We start from the raw sequence: 19,343 nt of genomic DNA, 5'->3' as shown, positions 1-19,343 counted from the left end.
TGGTTTATTCATCGGTTTGTAGTCTTGTTTTAGCAATAATGCGGGTTTTCTTTAAATCGCCCTCGCTCAATTCTTCTCCCACCTGTAAACGGGTGGCATTAGTTTGAAGGACAGTGGCGGCGTTTTTTTCTCCCAATTGTAGAGCGGTTTTGGCTGCGGTTTGTAGCATGGTGGCGGCGGCCGCTCGATCGCCCTGTTTTAATTTTTCTTCGGCGATTTGGGTTTGACGATATTTGGCTAAAGTGAGAATTGATTTCTGAACTTGCTCGTCTAATTGGGATTGATAGAGAGCTTGGGAGGTGATATCAAGGTTAAAAGTCGCAGTTTCTAGCCCTTTTTGACCGGAAGCGGGATCATCGTAGCGAATCTTCACTTTAGCTATGGTGTGAGTACCGGGAGGAATTTGGTCAATATAGAGATTGAGGAGGAGAATTTTTTCTTCATCTATCATTAAATCCCCCAAACGGGTGATGTAAAAATTTCCCTCTTTTTGTAGGCTCATTTCTATAGTTTCTGGGGCAACTTGGGCAATGGGTTTTAAGTCGGCTAAATGAGTCTGGGGAGCTAATTCTAATTGCAGGAAAGCGTTAGTTAACCGCACAGATTGCAGACGGTTAAATAGACGAGTAAATTCAATTAAAGCTTGTTCAGGTCTTTCGATATAGGATAAACTTCCACCGGCGATATCGGCAATTTTTTCTAGGATATCTTGATTCCAACGATCGCCAAAACCTAAGGTATTTAAGGTGATACCGTACTCAGCCGCCACTTCGGCTAATTTTAAACAGCGTCGATTATCTCCGTGTTCATTTTCACCATCGGTAAGCAGAAAAATATGAGATACATAACCTTTGCTGTCGGTAGAACTTTCTTGAATACCTAATTTTATCCCTTCATCGATCGCCGTACCTCCCCCCGCTTGTAATTGTTGAATTTTTGAGCGAATTAAGGTCAGATCATCCTGTCGCGATTGGGAGGGAAGAATAACTTTGGCGCGATGATCGAAAGCTATCACCGAGAGACGATCGTTAACTCCGAGGGATTCTATTAAACTGAAGGCTGCTTTTTTGACCGTTTCTAGGGGTTTTCCCTGCATAGAACCGCTATGATCAAGAACTAAACAAAGATTAATCGGTAAATTTGTGTTAATCTGCTCACTGGTGGCGGCGATCGAGAGCATCAGTTGACGTTGGCTGCTGCTTTGATTAGCATCGATATTACTATCACTCAAGGCCGATTTTAGAGTTACCCGCATAAGAGTTTTTAATCGTGGTCGTTGATATTTATATTGTAATGAGTATAGTTAGATTTGTGATGATTTTCCCATCCAGCATCGAGTTAAACAAGTTGGAAAACTGGGTGCATCTCATTTTTGTCGATCTACGATGCTCGTTCTTGTTGGAAATTTTACCGTAGCTGGCCCTATTCTTTCGTGGAAGTCATGGCAAAATCTCTTTAACGCGAACTAAAGTTATTTACTTTTTTTGAGATGATAACAAATTGGAATCGATGTTGATCAGGGGAAGGAAGCCTGAACCCCCCATGACGACAGGAAAACGTCCATCCCACTTTTCGATTGCTCGTTGTTGTAAAATTTCTGCTGTTAGGTTTTGGCGCAATAGTTTTTGAGCTTCCGCCTGTCCCTTCGCGCGGTTGATTTCCCCTTTCGCTTCCTGTTCTGCTTGTTGTGCGCGAAAAGCAGCTTCTTCTGCCTTTTGTTCCGCTACTTGTTTGGCTTCAATCGCCGCGTTAAACTCTTCAGAAAAACCAAAATTAACGAGAGATACATCATTGATAATTATCCCATAACGTCTTAATCTTTCGGCGAGGGAAGTGTCAATTTCACGTTTGAGTTCTCCCCGCTCTTGCAAGATATTTTGTACGGGACGTTGTGCTGTTGCCGCTTTGACAATTTCCGATACTGCTGGGTTGATAATACCAGAGACAATCACATTTATATCCCCAACTTGTTGATAAATCTGATTAACTTTGTCGGGGTCGATGTGCCAGTTAACGATAATAGTTGTTTCCACATCTTGCAAATCCTTAGAAGCTCCTTTTGCCTTTACTTCCGTTGTTTGTACTCGAACGTTGAGGGGCTTGATCTTGGTAACAATCGGTATAACAGGAGGAATTCCTTCATCGAGGATTTGTTTTTGCACTTTGCCAAAGTACATGACAACGCCGCGTTCGCCCGTATCAATAATGACAAAAGGGCGCAGTATGGTAGTAATGGCTAATATCAAAATTCCCCCGGCCATTAATGGTATTATATGGCGATTGTAATTCATGACAACTTCTTAGATATTTGATCAGTTTTATCGTAGCACTGTTCTTATACTAATACCATTTTTCAAAAGTAATGACAGAGATGGTTATGCCTGGTGCATCTCAATTTTGTCGAAATATCCAGATGACATTTTGGGCGCACGCGGTGCGCCCCTACCATTGGCGAAATAATATTATTGTAGGGGCGAATTGCCTTCGCCCTCTTTGAACAACTTCTGCTGCTCACCTTAAGTGAGAGAAAATCACCAATAGGATACCATTTTTCTTTATTCGCGTCACAACGAATGCAGGCTTGGCAAGCATTCGAGCGTGGATGTCTGTCATGGATTTAGAAATTTGGTATAAATCCTGTTTAAAAAGTATAGGGTGGGGAGAAACAATCCATAACTGAGTTTTTAAAGAAGGTATGACGACTTGACGACTTGACGACTGACGACTGGGAGCATCTCACCTTTGTAACCCCTAAATCAGGTTTTTATGTCAAGCTATTTTGAAAGCCTTGCTAAAAAGCAGTTTTAGGGATAAGTAGGGTCTGCTGAATAAATCTAAAAACCTTGTTGGATAGGACTTTTAGACTTTTTTACCCTCAAAAAGTGCCAGCCATTGCGGGGATCGGGGGGAAAATTCAGGGACTTTTTCTCTGAAAATTAGGTAATTGACCAGATGAAAATTGGTAAAACCCTACACCCTACACCCCACACCCCACACCCTACCCCCACGAGAAACTTTTTCAGCATACCCTAAGTATAATTACTCACTTACATAAATGAGATGCTCCCCTGACGACTGACGACTGACGACTTTAACTAAGGGAGAGAAGGAGGGTGAGAGGAACCATTCAAGATAAAGCAGCGATCGCTTGTTCTAGGGCCAGGGAAATATGAGTCCAATGGGTTCCCCCCTGACAAAAAACGATATAGGGTTCCCGTAGGGGTCCATCGGCGGAGAATTCCGAGGTGCTACCATCGATAAACGTGCCACCAGCCATCACTACTTGGCTCTCATAGCCCGGCATTTGGGCAGGAATGGGATCCAAGTAGGAACCGATGGGAGAATAGGCTTGAATGGCTTTACAGAAGGCAATCAGCTTATCGGGGGAACCGAGTTTAATCGCTTGAATGATATCGCGTCGAGGCACAAAAGGAGCGGGATTGACTGGATAACCCAACTTATCCCCCACATAGGCAATTAAATGACTGCCTTTCATCGCTTCTCCCACCATTTGCGGCGCTAGAAACAATCCCTGATAAAGAAGACGATTTTGGTCAAAAGTTGCCCCTCCCTCGCTACCGATTCCAGGTGCTGTCAGACGATAGCAGGCCATTTCCACTAATTCCGCTTTACCTGCTATGTATCCCCCGGCCGTGACAATTGTACCTCCGGGATTTTTAATTAGAGAACCGGCCATTAGATCTGCTCCCACGTCGGTGGGTTCTTGGGTGTTGATAAATTCTCCATAGCAATTATCGACAAAACAGACCGTATTCGGGTTTTGTTGTTTAACTATATGAACAATTCTCTCGATTTCGTCAATAGACAAACTCGATCGCCACGAATAACCGCAAGACCTTTGAATATGTACTAAACGGGTTTGGGGTTTAACTGCCGTTGCTAAAGCCAACCAATCGATCGCACCAGTAGAATCTAGCTCTAATTGGCGATAACTAACGCCAAAATCCTTTAAAGAGCCTTGACCACTGCCCCTAATTCCAATTACTTCCTCTAGGGTATCGTAGGGCGCACCGGCTACCGCTAACATCTCATCCCCCGGTCGGAGAACCCCATACAAGGCACAGGCGATCGCATGGGTTCCTGAAACAAATTGTACCCGCACCGCCGCCTTTTCGGCCCCCAGGACTTGAGCGAACACTTGATCTAGAGTATCCCGTCCCAAGTCATCATGACCATAACCACTAACACTAGCAAAATGATGCACCCCGACGCGGTTTTCACGAAAAGCACAGAGGACTTGACGGAGATTTTCCTTGACCTGTGCGTCAATTTCCGAAAAGATGGGGAGTAAGGCCTTTTCTGCCCTGTGGAGTAGAGAGGGGATATCCATAAAACAATAGACTGTGATATTTGTTACTATTTATTGAGCGTCAAAGTTCCCCCTGTGTCAAATCGAGACAGATAAGACAATGATGCTCTGTCTCCTGTTGTTTCCCTTTGGGTTATTCAATGACTGTTGCGACTTCCGAAAAACTTCCCATTGACTGGGTGACTCTCCTCTACATGGCTTTTATCCACTTAGTGGCTCTTTTAGCCTTCTTGCCTGGCAATTTTAGCTGGGGTGCTGTGGGAGTAACATTGATTCTCTATTGGATTACTGGGGGTTTAGGAATTACCCTCGGTTTTCATCGTTTGGTTTCCCATCGGAGTTTTAAGACTCCCAAATGGTTAGAATACTTTCTGGTTTTGTGCGGGACCCTCGCTTGTCAGGGAGGTGCGATCGCATGGATAGGTTTACATCGTATTCATCATAAATATTCTGATACTGCCCCCGATCCCCACGATTCTAATAAAGGTTTCTGGTGGAGTCACATGGGTTGGATGCTGCACGAAATTCCTGCCGACGAAGAAATTGCCCGTTTTACCCAAGATATCGCCGACGATCCTTTCTATAAATTCTGTCAAAATTATTTTGTTCCTATCCAAATTGTTTTAGGCTTAATTCTCTATGCTATGGGTGGTTGGCCCTTTGTAATTTGGGGAATTTTTGTTCGCTTGGTCTTAGTTTTCCACTCCACTTGGTTTGTCAACAGCGCCACCCACAAATTCGGTTATGTTAGCCATGAATCCCACGATAATTCTAAAAATTGTTGGTGGGTTGCTCTCTTAACTTTCGGTGAAGGTTGGCACAATAATCACCATGCCTATCAGTATTCGGCCCGTCATGGCCTACAATGGTGGGAGGTTGATCTGACTTGGATGACCATTCGTCTGCTGCAAATTCTGGGATTAGCTACTAATATTAAGTTGCCTCCCACCACGGCAACGGCGACAGAAAGTTAGTTTTGTCCAGTAGTTAAATTAAATCTAGCCGAACTTAAGTTTAAGTTCGGTTATTTTTTCTGCGACTTAACCCAAATCTAATACCAAATTTCTAAATCCATGACAGACATCCACGCTCGAATGCTTGCCAAGCCTGCATTCGTTGTGACGCGAATAAAGAAAAATGGTATCCTATTGGTGATTTTCTCTCACTTAAGGTGAGCAGCAGAAGTTGTTCAAAAGATCTCTTGCATAAGTCTAGACAAAATAGGATAAAATAGTCCAAGAGTTAAGATTGAAAGATGACTTACGAACAAGTAAAAACTTTAAAGCCAACAGAGTTCAAACGCTTGTGTGGCGTGTATCCAGATACATTTAAGGATATGGTAACAGTCCTAAAGGCAGAAAAAGTTTGGCAAAAAAAGACAGGTAGGCCTAGCAAATTGAGTACGGAAGACCAACTACTAATAACATTAGAATATTGGCGAGAATATCGCACCTATTTTCATCGGGGAAATAGTTGGGGTGTTAACGAATCAACGGCGTATAGAATTGTTAGGAAAGTAGAGAATATTCTCATCAAATCAGGTCTGTTTAATCTACCCGGAAAAAAAGCCCTATTAGAAAGTAATAGTGAAATATAAATAATAGTGGTGGATGTGTCAGAACAGGAGATAGAAAGACCCAAAAAAAAACAGAAATCATACTATAGTGGCAAGCAGGGATACCACACATTAAAGTCGCAAGTCGTTGCCGATCAAAAAAGCGAGCAGGTAATCTGTGTCCGTTGTGAGAAAGGAAGAGTCCATGATTTTCGACTGTGGAAAGAGAGCAAAATAAGGTTAAATAAGGAAATAGAAATATTAGGGGATAAAGGCTATCAAGGAATTCAGAAAATCCATCAAAACAGTCAAATTCCTCATAAAAAAAAGAAAAAAAAACTAAGTAAAGAGCCAAAAAAAGCCAATCGTCAGTTATCACAACGGCGCATAGTTATAGAACATATTCATCGTCGTCTCAAAATATTTCGGATACTTTCATCAAGATACAGAAATCGCAGACGGCGATTTGGTCTGAGATTGAATTTGATTGCTGGTATCTACAATTACGAACTTCGTTACCGACAAAAGGATATATCTTGATTACTTTTGCAAGAGATCTAAAGAGGGCGAATGCAATTCGCCCCTACAATAATATTATTTCGCCAATGGTAGGGGCGCACCGCGTGCGCCCAAAATGTCATCTGGATATTTCGACAAAATTGAGATGCACCAGGCATAACCATCTCTGTCATTACTTTTGAAAAATGGTATTATATCCCTGGCGCTGTTCTAGGAACAATTGTTTAACCAGCATATCGGCACTAGCTTGGGCAAGGTTATAGTCATAGACGATATGGGGAAAATAGTCTTTATTCTCGCCGCTGCCGAAAAAGGGAGTAGCACTGAAATCTATCTGCTGAAATACCCGATAATCCTTATCTGCATGGCGTTCTGACTGTTGTTGATGGAGAAATGTCATGAATCGCCGCCAGATCAACTCTTCATCTTTGCCCGTCTCTTTATTGGGGCGTTTGGCAGCATGGACGTGGTGGGCTTCATCGTTGAGGATACAAATATCGGGATATTTGGTGAGCAGGTCGGCGATGATTTCCGCTTTGGGAGTTTCTTCTCGTTCCCCTAATAAATCTTCCCAGAGAGACGGGTCATCCTTAGCGAAGCGAAACTGCTGCCAGTTCGTCACCACTACAAACGAGTCATCGGTGAGAGTGAGGTTTTCTCGGAAGTCGCTCGGTTCATAAAGCTCAAAATAGAAGCGATCGCGCCAGCGCACACCGGGGGGCATGAATAGGGGTTTATTGATGTCAGCTTCGCCGCCCAATTTGACAGCATCTAGGATTCTTTTCTGGACTTCTTTGCCCGGCGTGACGATGAGAAAGCGATGGGTAAATAATCCGGGACGTTCATCGTTGAGCGCGTTGAAATAGTGCCACACTAGCAGGGCATTAAGCACCCAAGTCTTACCGCTTCCCGTCGCCATTTTGAGACAGTATTTAGGGAAGGTAATAGGAGCGAGTTCATCCTGTAAAGTCTTTGATCGTGCCGCTTCTGCCACACGGGGATGTCCAGGTGCGAACTCTTGATAGAGTTGGTAGGGGTTTTGGATGCCGAGAATTTCGTGACAGTAGATGATCGTTTCGATCGCCTGTTGCTGGCAGGGGTGAAAGTTAGCACCTTCCCGTTCCTCTTCAAACCAGTAGCGGAGCAGTTCCTCCGTGGTTGAGGTAACGCCGGCCCAGCCCGTATTTTTCCACCCCTCTACATCCCCCTGTAAAAGGGTGGGAATTAGCATTCCTATTGTCTTGGCTTGGCCTTTAACTGGCATGGTGTTTACTGCGGGGAGATGATTCTTTAATGGTATATTGCCTAGCCGCTTTGATTATTGATCCCGTCTTCACCACCCTTAAGGTGAGGTGTTTTTTTTCTTGGATATTCGATAGTGATCGCTAAATCAATCCCACTGCCTCTATAGAGTCGGTTTGATGGGGTAACGTCAATGCTAATCGTGAGGCAATTATTCAGCGATCGCTGATCTGGACAATAATTGCTTGCTACCGTTGGACGTTGTGAAAACTTTCTCAATTGCTGAGGAGCGATCGCCTAATGCTAGATTAACTTATTCCCTGGGATCAAGTTACAGCTTTGTAAAGATTGGTTACAGACTAAGCCAAGAGAGAAAACTAGGGGTAAATTGACAGTAATGTTGCCGATCACCCCTAAAAAAAGACAACAATTAGTGCTGTTTACAGTACGCTAATCTGGCTAACACGCTTTTGGGCGTGATATACGAAAACCTTCCTGCGATCATTCCATTTGATTGTAATATACGGAAAGATTCTTGAAAAAGTGCGTATTTAGCGTAATATAAGGAAAATTAGGGGTCGAGAAGGTCGTCACCGACCTCCCCTCCCATTCAGAACCGTGCATGAGACTTTCACCTCACACGGCTCCTAGTTTAACTGTTCCCTTGTTAAGGATACAACTTGACTTCTTTTGGTTGACCTTGTATTATCTACACTAACTTCTGATGATGTTAATGTAGATGATTTAAGGCTTCCATCAGTTGCCGATTTATCATCGTGACAGTGGCGGTGTAGTAATTGAAGGTTTTTGTATTCATCCTTTCCGCCTAAGCTGATAGGGTGAATGTGGTCAACTTCAATTAAATCTGAGGGGGTAAAGTATTGTCCACATCGGCTACACTTGCCTTGTTGCTTCTTAAGTAGTTTGGCTACTCTTGTAGGTGTGTCGATTGCTTGTCCTCTTCTGGTCGCCCAGTAAGTCCAATTTCCGTCGTAAGGTGAAGCGTCGGTGCGTACTAAGGTATGTCTGACAATTGGAGTCCAGTTATGCTTCCATAATTGAAACCCGTCTTTGGTTTGAAATAACCAGGATTCGTGTCTTTCTTTCCCATCGCTGAGTTTGACTGTTCCCGGTCTAAAATAATTACTCAGCTTTTTGTAGTTCGCTTTACCGCATCTTGATACTGTCCATGCCCTTAACATTAACCAGATTGTGTAATCTAGTTTATTGAAGGTATCCATAGATACTACTCCTGAGTAGTAGTTAGCCCAACCTCTAATGATTGGGTTTAAGTGACTAATCAGGGCTGATTGAGGTGTTGTTTTGTATTTCTTGATTACACCTTTAATCGCTTCTGTGTGGGCTTTAACTGCTTTTTGGCTAGGTTTAATGTGGGTTAGGAATGTTTTAGGTATTCCTTTCGTTATTTTACCTGCTTTGTATTTTCCGGCTGGGTATTGTCTGATATTGAATCCTAAGAAATCAAAACCGGGTTCTTCTATTTTCCCCTTGTACTCAATGGGGTTAAGTGTGTGACACACTCTGGTTTTTTCTGGTTTGAGTTCTAATCCTATCGGTTTTAACCATTCGGAAATGGCAGTTTGGCACTGTTCAATAATTTCTAGTGATGGTGAAATCACTACAAAATCATCGGCGTATCTTATTAGAACAGCTTGATTTCTATTCTTCCTTTTAGGGAATTGTGTTTCGGTCAATCTTGCCATTCCATCCAGTGCGATGTTGGCTAGTAGTGGACTTATTACCCCTCCTTGGGGTGTCCCTGTATCTGTTTCTTCAAATGCGCCGTTATCCAATACTCCTGCTTTGAGCCATTGTTTAATGTCTCTTTTCAGGGAACTTGGACAGTGAATTTTAGACAGTAAAAAGTCGTGATTAATTCGGTCAAAACACTTGGCAATATCGGCATCTAATACAAAGTAGCTACCTGTATTAATGGTGGTGTATATCCTTGATATTGCGTCATGGGCAGACCTTCCGGGTCGGAAACCATAGCTGGTTCCTTCCATTTTTGACTCCCATTCTGGTTCAAGCGCCAACTTAACCAACGCTTGTCTAGCTCTATCTTTGGTGGTTGGTATTCCTAGTGGACGTTTTTCATCCCTACCGGGTTTAGGAATCCACACCCTTCTTAACGGTTTTGCTTTCAGTGTTCCCTTGATTTCTTCGGTTAGATTTAGCCTTTGTTCTGGGGATACTGCTATCACTCCATCGACTCCTGCTGTTTTCTTTCCTTGATTATCTTGGGTTACTTTGCGTACTGCTAATAGACGAGCGTAGTATGATTTCACTAATAGACGTTGCAACTTTCTAACCTTTGCATCCTGTCCCGATTTAGCCGCTTGGTATATTCTCTTTTGGAGCTTGAAAACATATCTTTGGATTTTCGCCCAGTGGATAGCCTTCCATACATTCGTAGTCTTAGTGGTTTTCGGTTTCCCGAATCCTTTACCTTCTCTCGCTTTCGTCCTATAGACTCCTACTAGACTCTATCCTTACAGACAAACCCTAACCTGTTAGCACAGCAATTCTCATTTTAAAAAGTAACAAGTGATACAGACAGAAACAAAGCTTTAAGCAAGCTACAAAATGCGCTCCCGCGAGTGCGACTGCATCGCAGAGAAGTGAGTATATAGAGTATTTATACTCAAAATATTTGAAAGATGGGAGAAATCTAGAACAAAAGTTCTCTACATCAGAAAGAGAACCAAATAAAAATTGATGATTGTTGTCTGTTGAGGTAAAATTATTAAGTTGGAAATATTAATTAATCAAACTGTTCTGCGATGACGAAAAAGGCTGTGACTTTAGAAATTCCTGAATTAATACAATTTTTAGTTCAAGAATTCCATGACTTACCCGATGACAGAAAACCAGGAAACAATACCAAATATCAGGTAGAAGATGCAGTTAAGGCGGCTTTTTCGGTTTTTTTTACTCAGTCACCTTCTTTTTTAGAGCATCAACGTTTGATGAAAAGTAGTAAGGGAAAAGATAATGCTTCAAGTTTATTTGGTATCAAAAAAATACCTTGTGATCATCAAATCAGAAACCTGTTAGATCCTATCCCAGCTGCCACAATATTTGGCTCTTTTCAACAAGTCTATCAATGGTTAAAAAAACCGGGAGTTATTAAAAAAATTTTCTACTTAGATGAGGAAATTTTAATAGCTTTAGATGGTACGGAATATTTTTCTTCAAAGAAAATTAGTTGTCCCCATTGTAATTGCCGCAATCATCGTAATGGAACGACAACTTATTTTCATGGTTGCGTCACGCCAATTGTGGTTTCTCCTGAGCAAAAACAAGTGATTAATTTAGAACCAGAATTTATTAAAAAACAAGATGGGCAGCAAAAACAAGATTGTGAAAATGCGGCTGTTAAAAGATGGTTAGATAAGAATCATCAAAAGAAGTATGGTTATCCTGTAACCCTGTTAGGAGATGACTTATACTCTCGCCAACCTATCTGTGAGTTAGCTCTAAAACAAGGTTATAATTTTATTTTTGTTTGTCTTGAAACTTCTCATAAAACCTTATATGAATGGCTAGAATTTTTAGAAAAAAGTGGAGAAGTTAAAACCGTAGAAAAGAAACAATGGGATGGACGAAAGAATCTCATTTATCGTTATCGTTATGTTTCTAAAGTTCCTCTGAGAGAGGTCGAGTCAAGTCTCGAAGTTAATTGGTGTGAAGTCACGGTCATTAATGAAAAAACACAGAAAATTATCTATCAAAATAATTGGATTACCAATCATCAAATTACTGAAAATAATGTTGAAAAAATTGTCAAAGCTGGACGCAGCAGATGGAAAGTTGAGAATGAAGGAAATAACGTTCTTAAAAATCACGGTTATAATTTAGAACATAATTTTGGTCATGGTCAAAGTCATTTATGCGAGTTCTTGTTGTCTTTAAATTTACTAGCTTTTTTATTTCATACCGTTTTAGATTTAGTTAATCATACTTATCAAAAGATTCGTGAGTTATTAGTTACTCGCACCAGTTTTTTTAATGATATTCGTACTTTATTAAAATATTTTTGGTTTAAGAATTGGTCAGAGTTTTTCTTGTTTATTCTTACCGAATATGTCCCGCTCAAAAAAATAAATTCTAGTTAAAAATGTCAATTTTTCGAGAGAAGGAAAGATTATTTTATTCATTGAAAAAACCACAAATTAGGTCAGAATTTCAGCTAAATTTATGAGTTGAGATAAGTTTTTTATGGGCAGATATTTTAAAACTGTCTCTTGAAGCTAATTATGATGATTATCTTGAAAAAAAATGATAATTAGACAGAAGTTCTCTTGTTCACATAGAGAACTTTATCTTCTTTTGTTTTCAAAATGAGAATTGCTGCTGTTAGCATATCCTGACTATTACTGTCAGGCGTTGGCTTTTGGTTACATCTCACACCCTTAAAGGCTTGCGCTTACACTTGTCACTACTGAGTATTTCGACCGATACTCAGAGCCTAAAAGGATTTATCACGTTCCGTTTATATGGGCGTTCCATCTTTAGATTTGTCCTCTCCATCGGGGTACTTTTAAAGGTCTGTGTAAGTGATTGTAAGAGTTCCTTACTATTCCCCTTATTCTTTTGAACGCAGTGTGTCAACCTGTTTCACTGCTTAATATTTACGATGGTTCAGGTCAGACATTTGGCTCACGCCTAATCATGGATGGTTGGCAGTGGTCTCGGTTCGGATGTTAGGTTACATCTAGGAGCCTTCCGTTCCCCGCTTCAGTCTCAGAGTCGTGACTTCTGAATCTGGGGGTGGCTATCGCCGTTACTCTCACCTTTGTAGCAATTGTAAATAATTGTTACAAAGTGTATTGACCTTGAGTTCCCTTGCCTAGTTTGGTATCGGGTGATACTAAACGTTGGGACATATAAACAGTTATAAGGTTGGTCGAGGTTGACCTATTAGATTCAGTCAGGGGACTGAAGACCTTACTAGGCGGTTATTTCGGGCATTTCAGCCTTGTTTCATGCCTAAACGTTTCGCACGTTTCCGTATATTATATAGTTAGCTTGCTGCTATACTTTTGGTGGGGACAGTGCTTCGAGGTCATCTATGAATTTTTGGCCAAGAATTACGCTATAAGCATAATTATTAATATTGAGCCAAGCTGTTAACTATAGAAATGATGATTCTCGCAAACGTCATTTGGCCATCTTTGTATCTGGTTGAACGTATAAACACATGGTGGATTGTTGGAATTAGTCTCCTGATCGAGTTTCTCTGCTTAATATGGCTGACTCAAGAAAAAATATGGAAAGTAGGGTTGATGACTCTTGTGATGAACCTTATTTCTACAGCCGTAGGTATTATTGGCATCCCTTTATCTGGCATTGCTTGGGAGTTGATTGCAACTATAACGATCCATCCACTATTTCACTGGGGGACATTCAATCCAGTTACTTGGATAGTGAGTTGCATTCTGGCTGCGCTGCTGAATGCAGCCATTGAGATGATGAGCCTAATTTGGATATTTAAGATCAGATGGACAGCAAAAACTTTTGGGTGTCTAGTATTTGCTAATGGAATTACTGTTTCAATTGCTTACCGGACTATCCTGCTTGCTCCACCAGGTCTAATGTAAATAAGATGCTACAAAACTTTCCTTAGAGTTCATTGGCACTTAATGTTAGCGATCTCAAGCTAACACGTCACGGCAGCGGACGGTCGAGAGTCGCAGTGGTATTGCCGAGTTTGTTTGCCGCCGATGCGTTCAGCCGTTAGGCAACCTATTTAAGGCTAAGTACAGGACAAAAATTGTAGGGAATGAAGAAAATCGCGATAATTGGGCAAAGAAGGGTTAAGAATCAGATGACGAAGATGGTTAAAACCTAAGCGAAAAAGACTCTTAGCACGACGACCGTGTTTCTTGAGCGGAATTGGATGAAGCTGATGAAGCCACAAGCCAGTCTTATTCGCCTAATCTAAATTTAATTGAAAGGCTGTGGAAATTTGTCAAAACAGAAATGTTTATATGGTAAATATTATGAGAACTTTTCTGACTTTTCTTCAGCTATTTATGAATGTCTGAATGCAGAAGTGTTGAACGTTGAGAAAAGCGAGACAAAAAATGCTATTATAGATAGAATCTAGACAACTTATTACCCTCACAATAGTGAGTTTGCCCTGATGACAAATTTTTCAAAACTCATAAAAGATCTTCTCAATCCACTGCCCAAAAATGACTACGAGGGCGATTAGTACATTTACCTTCGTGTCCAGTTGGATAGGTTTCGCTCTAGATAAAAGCCTCGTCAGTATGAGAGATTTATGTACGCGGATGACTCTTCAAGGAATCAACCTTAATCTCTCCACATTTTCTAAAGCCAGTAAAATCCGAGAAAGTGAACCATTCGAGAAAATAATCGAAGAGTTAACGAAACGATTAATCGCCAAAAAAGGAAAGGCGGACGCACGAGCGATGTTTCCCATTGACTCAACAATAATCACCTTAACGAGTAAATTATTGTGGGAGGAAGGATGGCATCAAGTCCAGCTGTTTTCGGGTCTTAATAGTATCACGACAACCGTAGAGGGAATCGTGAGCCATTTCGGGCAAGGTCATGACTCGCTCATAAGGAGAGAAAACGGTAGCAGCGATCCCCGTAAATGGAGTGGGGGCGATGGCTCGAGGGTTTGCTTCTCGTCTGAGAATTCTAAAATTATTAGAAGAAAAAGACAAACACTTTATTCTAAGAGTTAAAAATAATATGACTCTAGAAATGCTGGAAAATGGACGGTGTAAACTGGGAAAAGGAAAAAGGCAAGTAGAGGTAAGAGTAGTAGCTTTCTGTGACCTAGAAAGTCGGACTGAATTTCGGATAGCAACGGATTTACCTTTAGAAGGGAAAGGAGCGGTAAGTAATGAAGAAATCGGGGAAATGTATCGACAAAGATGGCAGATAGAACTCCTATGGAAGTTCTTGAAAATGCACCTGAAACTCGACAATCTCATCACCAAAAATGAAAATGGAATTCGGATACAAATCTATAGCTGTATTATCGCCTACCTAATTTTGCAATTAATTGATATTGCGGAAGATTTTGGAAAAAGCTTATTAGATAAACTACGCTATTTACAGAGTTTTATGTGTCAACATATCAGCTATGTACACTGGTTTAGGAAAATTGTCTATTCAATTTGAAAAATGGCGTTTTGGGGTTGTTATGTTCTTAAATGTAAAGTTTTGTTACGAGATTCAACGTTTCTGGTTTATATGGTAAATATTATGAAAACTTTTCTGACTTTTCTTCAGCTATTTATGAATGTCTGAATGATGCCCATCTGAAACATAAAAAAGAACTGGATTCCTTGCTGACTCTACGATTTCAGAATTTTAATAAATCTCAGATTATGAACGTCTAAAGTATAGCCATTGAAAATCCTTAACGACTCCACCATACAAAAAAGGAATAATTGCTAAACCGCTACCAAAAACGAAAGAACCGGCTGTGGCAAAGAAGATAAAAATTTGTCCTAGTAATCCAGGATTGATGGCGGAAGTCGTGTTTAAGAATGGCAAGATATAAAGGCCAGCAAAACTATTCATTTTATTGGACTTAAACCAGTTTTTTGGAGGTGATTGTATCAACCAAACTAAGAAGCCTGCACCTAAAATGAGTTCTACTTTCTCCGATTTAGTAATAATAGTCACTACGGCATTGACCCCATAGATGACCCAGAGTAGCCAGTCTTTCCCCACCGTTTTTTTGGTTAATTTATAGGCACTAATGGCAATAATGCCGATGACTGACGCTCCCACCCCATAAAAGACCGCCTGCATCCAACTCAAGCTACCATAAAGGGTGTATAACTAACCTAAAATCACCACCATTAAAAATGACGGTAAAACAAAAGTAAGTCCCACTAAAGCAGAACCTAGAATACCGTAATCAACATAGCCCATGTAAAAGCCTAATTGAGCGGCGAGGGGGCCAGGCGCGACCTGGGCCAAAGTTAATCCTTCCTGATAGTTTGCTTCGGAAATAGATTGTTTCTCTTCTACTAGATCCCGGTGCATATAGCCAACTAAGGCAATGGGGCCACCAAAACCGAATGTCCCTAACTTCAAAAAGTAATACATTAATTGCTTGAGGGAATAGGGGCGGGTCTCAGTTTCTAAAGTTTTAAGTGTTTCCATAGAGAGAGAAAATCAAGGTAATTAATGATTAATTGAGCAAGCCATTGGTCAACGACAAGCGGCATATAGACCATCAAAGAGGGCGAGACCACAGTTTTCTAAAACAGTATCAGTCCAACCAGCGAGTAACCAACCCCGCAATAAAGTATCAATTCCTGGGATTTGTGGGTGTAAATATAATCCATCACGGAGATCAATTTCATGGACAATTTCTCCCAACTTCTGTAAACCAGTATCTTCCGTGATTCCAAAGGATTTTACCATTACTTCAAAAGTACAAAGATTGCCTTGATGTTGGAAATAGCCAACGTTCATGTCAAAGGGAATTTCATCTACTTTTGCTTTTTTACTGTATTTAATAGTTGCCTCTGAATTAATAAATCGCCGGATAAGCCAAACACAAGCTAAACGATCTACGTGCGGTTGTGGACGAGTAACCCATTGGACATTTCGATAAGTATTAATATCTTGAGGAGTAATAGAAACCATCGGACTTGAAGAGAGCAAAGTTTGGCTTACTTGCTTGAGGCGCAGAGAAACTTGTTCCTGCTCAGGACAATCAAAAAAGTCAATTCCTTGAATTTCACCATATTGTTTGTAGAGTTTTTCTAGGGTTTCACGAATGGAAGAATAATCCTGATTTAAGTCTTTGACACTAATATTGTTTTCTAATTCACTAATTTTTCTAGCCAGTTCGGCATAGTCTTCTCGGCGAATTTCTCGAAATTTATTGATCAGGCTTTCCTGACTGATGCCATCAAACTGTTCTACCTGCATGATTACAGCTTCTCCTTTGGCTTCTCGTACTTCTTGAGCCAGCCATTGTAATGATTCGAGACAATTAATGTGATCGGGTAAGACCTGTACGCCACTTAAGGGAATGGCCCCAAGCCGCCGCAACCTTCGCCACAGCGTTACTCGTGGACTGGAGGACGACTGGGATGACAGGGAGTAAGTAAAAACAAGCCAATTCAAGATGGAACTCAGAAATCTGAAATTTAGTGTAACAAAAGTTGCTTTAAAAAGCAACTTTTGTTACTAAAACCTTTTCTTAGATCTTTATCCCCCCTGGGGGCATAAAATAGAAATTAATTTTGTGAACCCAATCAGCACTATGGGTAAACTGCCACCAATCTTTTACTGTTTGCGAAACCCTCGATTTGCCCAGTTATACCTAGCCCAGACCATTAATCTGCTGGGGGATGCACTCACTTGGGTCGGATTGGCCCTATTAGCCTTTGAATTGGCGGGTCAAGGGGCAGGGAGCATCCTGGCGGGGGCCTTAACCTTGAGGGTAACGGTGTTTGTCTTGTTGTCCCCCATTGCTGGGGCGATCGCCGACCGTTATGACCGCAAGCAAATGATGGTGATGACCCATCTGGCACGACTGGGAATTGTCTGTTTATTTCCTGGGGTCACGCAGGCTTGGCAAATCTATGGACTGGTTCTGGGACTCAATATCTTTAATGCCTTTTTTACCCCAACCTATACCGCAACCATTCCCCTGGTGACAAAGGATGATGAATATCCCCAGGCGATCGCCCTCTCTAGTGCCACCTATCAACTGTTGGGGGTGTTGGGGCCAGGATTAGCTGGGAGTCTCGCCGCTTGGGTGGGAACAAAAACGATCTTTTGGGGCGATGCTCTGACTTTTTTGCTCGCCGCTGGTTTGATTTTTACCTTGCCAGGAAAACTGTTAGCTAATTCAACCTCTCAGCCTGTCCGTAACTTGGCCCAAATTCGACGGGACATCGGCACAGGAACCCAATGTCTTTTCGGCGATCGTCTGATTCGTTACGCCCTAGCAATGCAGTTGGTAGTTTCCTTAGCGGGCGCAGGGATTTTAGTGAATACCGTGGGTTATGTCCAAGGCGTTTTACACCTGGGTAAGCTGGAGTATGGTTGGCCAATGGCGGCTTTTGGGTTGGGAGCGACGGTAGCTTCCCTCGGTTTGGGCAACACTCAGCAACAGGGAAAACGAACCCATTTAACGACGGTTGGGGCTGTGCTAATGAGCCTTACAATTTTACCCGTCCCAATGGTCAATCTCCAGGGATTACTGCTCTTGTGGGCTGGGGCCGGTATCGGTCAAACCTTGGTCAATGTACCCACCCAAACCTTATACCATTTTTCTAAATTCCTGACAGACATAGAGCTTCTAAAATCCAAGACCATCCCGTCAAATACCCGAGCGTGTCATTGGATAGAGAATTTAAAAGATGGTAAAGTTTACTTCTTAAGTTATCAAGGGAGTTAAAATTGCCCCAGGCCAATAGGTTTTTCAAATATAGCCAAACTCTCTCAATTGGATTTACTTCTGGACAATAGGGAGGTTGATAAAATAGGATAATATTATCAGGTATTTCTAGGTCGGTCGCCGTATGTGCGGGAGCATTATCTAATTGAATAATATGTAATTCCTCAGAAAAAGCTTGAGAAAAAAGCGTTAAATATTGATTAAAACATTCCCCATCTAAATGAGAGAATTCATAAAAAAAACTGCTACCTGTTCGAGGTTCTATTAAACCATAGAGCCAGAGATATTGAAAATTATACTGAAAATTACCAAGGGGCTTTATGCCTTTAATTGTTATTTTATTTCTGACCATGGTAGGACAGCCAAAGCGACTTTCATCTGGACAGCAGAAGCGGACTTTTAAATATTGACTAACTTTTTCAGATTCCTTTTCTAGTAAAGCTTGTAGCTGTTCATATAGATTATTTTGGAATATTTTTACTTCTCCTGGTAATTGTTTTAAATTTTGAGGTCGAGCCACTTTTAATTTAGCTTGTAATTCATTTCTTACGAGACGGTAAACAGTTCTATAACTGGTGGGTATTTCTAAAATAATTGATACCCAAAAATGAATTTCTTTATAACTTTGAAATCCTTCTGGGTCTTTTAATTCATTCTGAATTAGAGCGGCTTCTTCCACTGAAATCTTTTTGGGTCTTCCCAGTTTTTCTGGTTCTGACAAGAGATTTTCTATTCCTCCTTCTCGATAACAACTTAACCAGCGATGAATAGTTCTTTCTGAGCGTCCTATTAACACGGCGAGATGACGAACCGTTTCTACCTCCTTAATTTTTAGTAGATACAGGGATTGTACTTTAGCAAAGTTTAAAGAGGTTACTTGTTGCTTCAACAAGGATTTTAATTCTTCTACTGACTCAGCAACATTAATATTAGGGACTCCACTCATTGCCTTTTTACCACACAAACTATACCTTTACCAAGTATGACATACTTTTTGAAAAATGGTATTACCTGTTTGAGCTGCCCGACCGTATTGGGTAGTTGACTATTGCAGAAAGCATCAAAAAGAGACTCGCTCAACCAATAGGAACCGAAACCTTTTTGATAAGCTCGATCGAGAATAATCAAAGAAGTGCGGTGAGTGAAATCCATCTCGAAAATATCGGCATCATAACACTGATAACTCGTCAGCAAACGAGCCATAGAGAAAATAACGTCGTCGTGGTCGATGTAGCCCTTGACATGGCTATAGCGGCATT

At 41.2% G+C, this 19,343-nt stretch carries 12 protein-coding genes and 7 pseudogenes; 8 read left to right on the top strand and 11 right to left on the bottom strand.

Features of this window, described 5'->3' with window-relative positions; all coding sequences use genetic code 11:
* Positions 1-4 precede the first annotated feature (4 nt).
* The 3 genes from GQR42_RS24680 to GQR42_RS24670 form a co-directional block, all read right to left on the bottom strand.
* The gene (locus GQR42_RS24680) at positions 5-1,255 is read right to left on the bottom strand and encodes a vWA domain-containing protein (protein WP_158201995.1); all 1,251 of its coding nucleotides are present in this window, start codon (positions 1,253-1,255) and stop codon (positions 5-7) included.
* A 220-nt stretch (positions 1,256-1,475) separates the two neighbouring features.
* Positions 1,476-2,291, bottom strand: a complete 816-nt coding sequence (locus tag GQR42_RS24675; protein ID WP_158201994.1) for a prohibitin family protein — start codon at positions 2,289-2,291, stop codon at positions 1,476-1,478.
* An 836-nt stretch (positions 2,292-3,127) separates the two neighbouring features.
* Entirely contained in the window at positions 3,128-4,351 is a 1,224-nt protein-coding gene (locus tag GQR42_RS24670; protein WP_158201993.1) for a methionine gamma-lyase family protein, read from the bottom strand.
* 119 nt (positions 4,352-4,470) lie between these two features.
* Between GQR42_RS24670 and GQR42_RS24665 the strand changes: the two genes are divergently transcribed.
* The gene (locus GQR42_RS24665; RefSeq protein ID WP_158201992.1) at positions 4,471-5,304 is read left to right on the top strand and encodes an acyl-CoA desaturase; all 834 of its coding nucleotides are present in this window, start codon (positions 4,471-4,473) and stop codon (positions 5,302-5,304) included.
* Between the two features lie 281 nt (positions 5,305-5,585).
* Positions 5,586-6,425 (top strand): annotated as a pseudogene (locus GQR42_RS24660) (IS5 family transposase).
* Between the two features lie 151 nt (positions 6,426-6,576).
* On the opposite strand, the gene GQR42_RS29235 reads toward GQR42_RS24660, so the two are convergent.
* Positions 6,577-7,668 carry a DEAD/DEAH box helicase family protein gene (locus GQR42_RS29235; protein ID WP_233271161.1) on the bottom strand — a complete coding sequence of 364 codons (1,092 nt, stop codon included), beginning with the start codon at positions 7,666-7,668 and terminating at the stop codon, positions 6,577-6,579.
* A 625-nt stretch (positions 7,669-8,293) separates the two neighbouring features.
* The gene (ltrA, locus tag GQR42_RS24650; RefSeq protein ID WP_233271429.1) at positions 8,294-10,063 is read right to left on the bottom strand and encodes a group II intron reverse transcriptase/maturase; all 1,770 of its coding nucleotides are present in this window, start codon (positions 10,061-10,063) and stop codon (positions 8,294-8,296) included.
* 387 nt (positions 10,064-10,450) lie between these two features.
* On the opposite strand from ltrA, the pseudogene GQR42_RS24645 reads away from it, so the two are divergent.
* Together GQR42_RS24645 and GQR42_RS24640 are read left to right on the top strand one after the other, a co-directional pair.
* A pseudogene (locus GQR42_RS24645) lies at positions 10,451-11,699 on the top strand (ISNCY family transposase).
* 1,112 nt (positions 11,700-12,811) lie between these two features.
* Positions 12,812-13,270 (top strand): hypothetical protein, encoded by a 459-nt coding sequence (locus tag GQR42_RS24640; protein WP_158201990.1) that lies wholly within the window; start codon positions 12,812-12,814, stop codon positions 13,268-13,270.
* A 155-nt stretch (positions 13,271-13,425) separates the two neighbouring features.
* On the opposite strand, the pseudogene GQR42_RS24635 reads toward GQR42_RS24640, so the two are convergent.
* Positions 13,426-13,605 (bottom strand): annotated as a pseudogene (locus tag GQR42_RS24635) (IS4 family transposase); the annotation flags it as partial.
* Between GQR42_RS24635 and GQR42_RS24630 the strand changes: the two are divergent.
* The 3 pseudogenes from GQR42_RS24630 to GQR42_RS24620 form a co-directional block, all read left to right on the top strand.
* A pseudogene (locus GQR42_RS24630) lies at positions 13,596-13,779 on the top strand (hypothetical protein); the annotation flags it as partial. The pseudogenes GQR42_RS24635 and GQR42_RS24630 sit on opposite strands and share 10 nt — an antisense overlap.
* 33 nt (positions 13,780-13,812) lie before the next feature.
* Positions 13,813-14,831: pseudogene (locus GQR42_RS24625) on the top strand (IS4 family transposase).
* A gap of 68 nt (positions 14,832-14,899) precedes the next feature.
* Positions 14,900-15,052: pseudogene (locus tag GQR42_RS24620) on the top strand (IS630 family transposase); the annotation flags it as partial.
* Here the strand turns inward: GQR42_RS24620 and GQR42_RS28020 are convergent.
* Genes GQR42_RS28020 through GQR42_RS24610 form a run of 3 tightly spaced genes read right to left on the bottom strand, consistent with a single transcriptional unit; the run spans position 15,039 to position 16,802 of the window.
* Positions 15,039-15,470 (bottom strand): hypothetical protein, encoded by a 432-nt coding sequence (locus GQR42_RS28020; protein WP_199273237.1) that lies wholly within the window; start codon positions 15,468-15,470, stop codon positions 15,039-15,041. The pseudogene GQR42_RS24620 and the gene GQR42_RS28020 sit on opposite strands and share 14 nt — an antisense overlap.
* A gap of 30 nt (positions 15,471-15,500) precedes the next feature.
* A complete protein-coding gene (locus GQR42_RS28015; RefSeq protein WP_199273236.1) occupies positions 15,501-15,827 on the bottom strand; it encodes a chromate transporter in 327 nt (108 codons plus the stop codon).
* A 48-nt stretch (positions 15,828-15,875) separates the two neighbouring features.
* Positions 15,876-16,802, bottom strand: coding sequence for a chromate resistance protein ChrB domain-containing protein (locus tag GQR42_RS24610; protein WP_158201989.1), 927 nt, complete (start codon positions 16,800-16,802; stop codon positions 15,876-15,878).
* A 139-nt stretch (positions 16,803-16,941) separates the two neighbouring features.
* On the opposite strand from GQR42_RS24610, the pseudogene GQR42_RS24605 reads away from it, so the two are divergent.
* Positions 16,942-17,937 (top strand): annotated as a pseudogene (locus GQR42_RS24605) (MFS transporter); the annotation flags it as partial.
* 22 nt (positions 17,938-17,959) lie between these two features.
* Here the strand turns inward: GQR42_RS24605 and GQR42_RS24600 are convergent.
* Positions 17,960-19,030, bottom strand: coding sequence for an IS630 family transposase (locus GQR42_RS24600; protein WP_158201988.1), 1,071 nt, complete (start codon positions 19,028-19,030; stop codon positions 17,960-17,962).
* Positions 19,027-19,287, bottom strand: a complete 261-nt coding sequence (locus GQR42_RS24595; RefSeq protein ID WP_158201987.1) for a hypothetical protein — start codon at positions 19,285-19,287, stop codon at positions 19,027-19,029. Before GQR42_RS24595 ends, GQR42_RS24600 begins: the two co-directional genes overlap by 4 nt.
* Between the last annotated feature and the right edge of the window lie 56 nt (positions 19,288-19,343).

It is taken from the genome of Microcystis aeruginosa FD4 (assembly GCF_009792235.1).
GTDB lineage: Bacteria > Cyanobacteriota > Cyanobacteriia > Cyanobacteriales > Microcystaceae > Microcystis > Microcystis viridis.
The sequence above is the reverse complement of the archived record's forward strand: the minus strand, read 5'-3'. Positions and strand labels throughout refer to the sequence as shown.

Bases quoted from the DNA above. Each gene is read 5' to 3' on its own strand.
- GQR42_RS24680 (WP_158201995.1), bottom strand. From the start codon at position 1,255: ATGCGGGTAACTCTAAAATCGGCCTTGAGTGATAGTAATATCGATGCT.
- GQR42_RS24675 (WP_158201994.1), bottom strand. From the start codon at position 2,291: ATGAATTACAATCGCCATATAATACCATTAATGGCCGGGGGAATTTTG.
- GQR42_RS24670 (WP_158201993.1), bottom strand. From the start codon at position 4,351: ATGGATATCCCCTCTCTACTCCACAGGGCAGAAAAGGCCTTACTCCCC.
- GQR42_RS24665 (WP_158201992.1), top strand. From the start codon at position 4,471: ATGACTGTTGCGACTTCCGAAAAACTTCCCATTGACTGGGTGACTCTC.
- GQR42_RS29235 (WP_233271161.1), bottom strand. From the start codon at position 7,668: ATGCCAGTTAAAGGCCAAGCCAAGACAATAGGAATGCTAATTCCCACC.
- GQR42_RS24640 (WP_158201990.1), top strand. From the start codon at position 12,812: ATGATGATTCTCGCAAACGTCATTTGGCCATCTTTGTATCTGGTTGAA.
- GQR42_RS28020 (WP_199273237.1), bottom strand. From the start codon at position 15,470: ATGCAGGCGGTCTTTTATGGGGTGGGAGCGTCAGTCATCGGCATTATT.
- GQR42_RS28015 (WP_199273236.1), bottom strand. From the start codon at position 15,827: ATGGAAACACTTAAAACTTTAGAAACTGAGACCCGCCCCTATTCCCTC.
- GQR42_RS24600 (WP_158201988.1), bottom strand. From the start codon at position 19,030: ATGAGTGGAGTCCCTAATATTAATGTTGCTGAGTCAGTAGAAGAATTA.
- GQR42_RS24595 (WP_158201987.1), bottom strand. From the start codon at position 19,287: ATGGCTCGTTTGCTGACGAGTTATCAGTGTTATGATGCCGATATTTTC.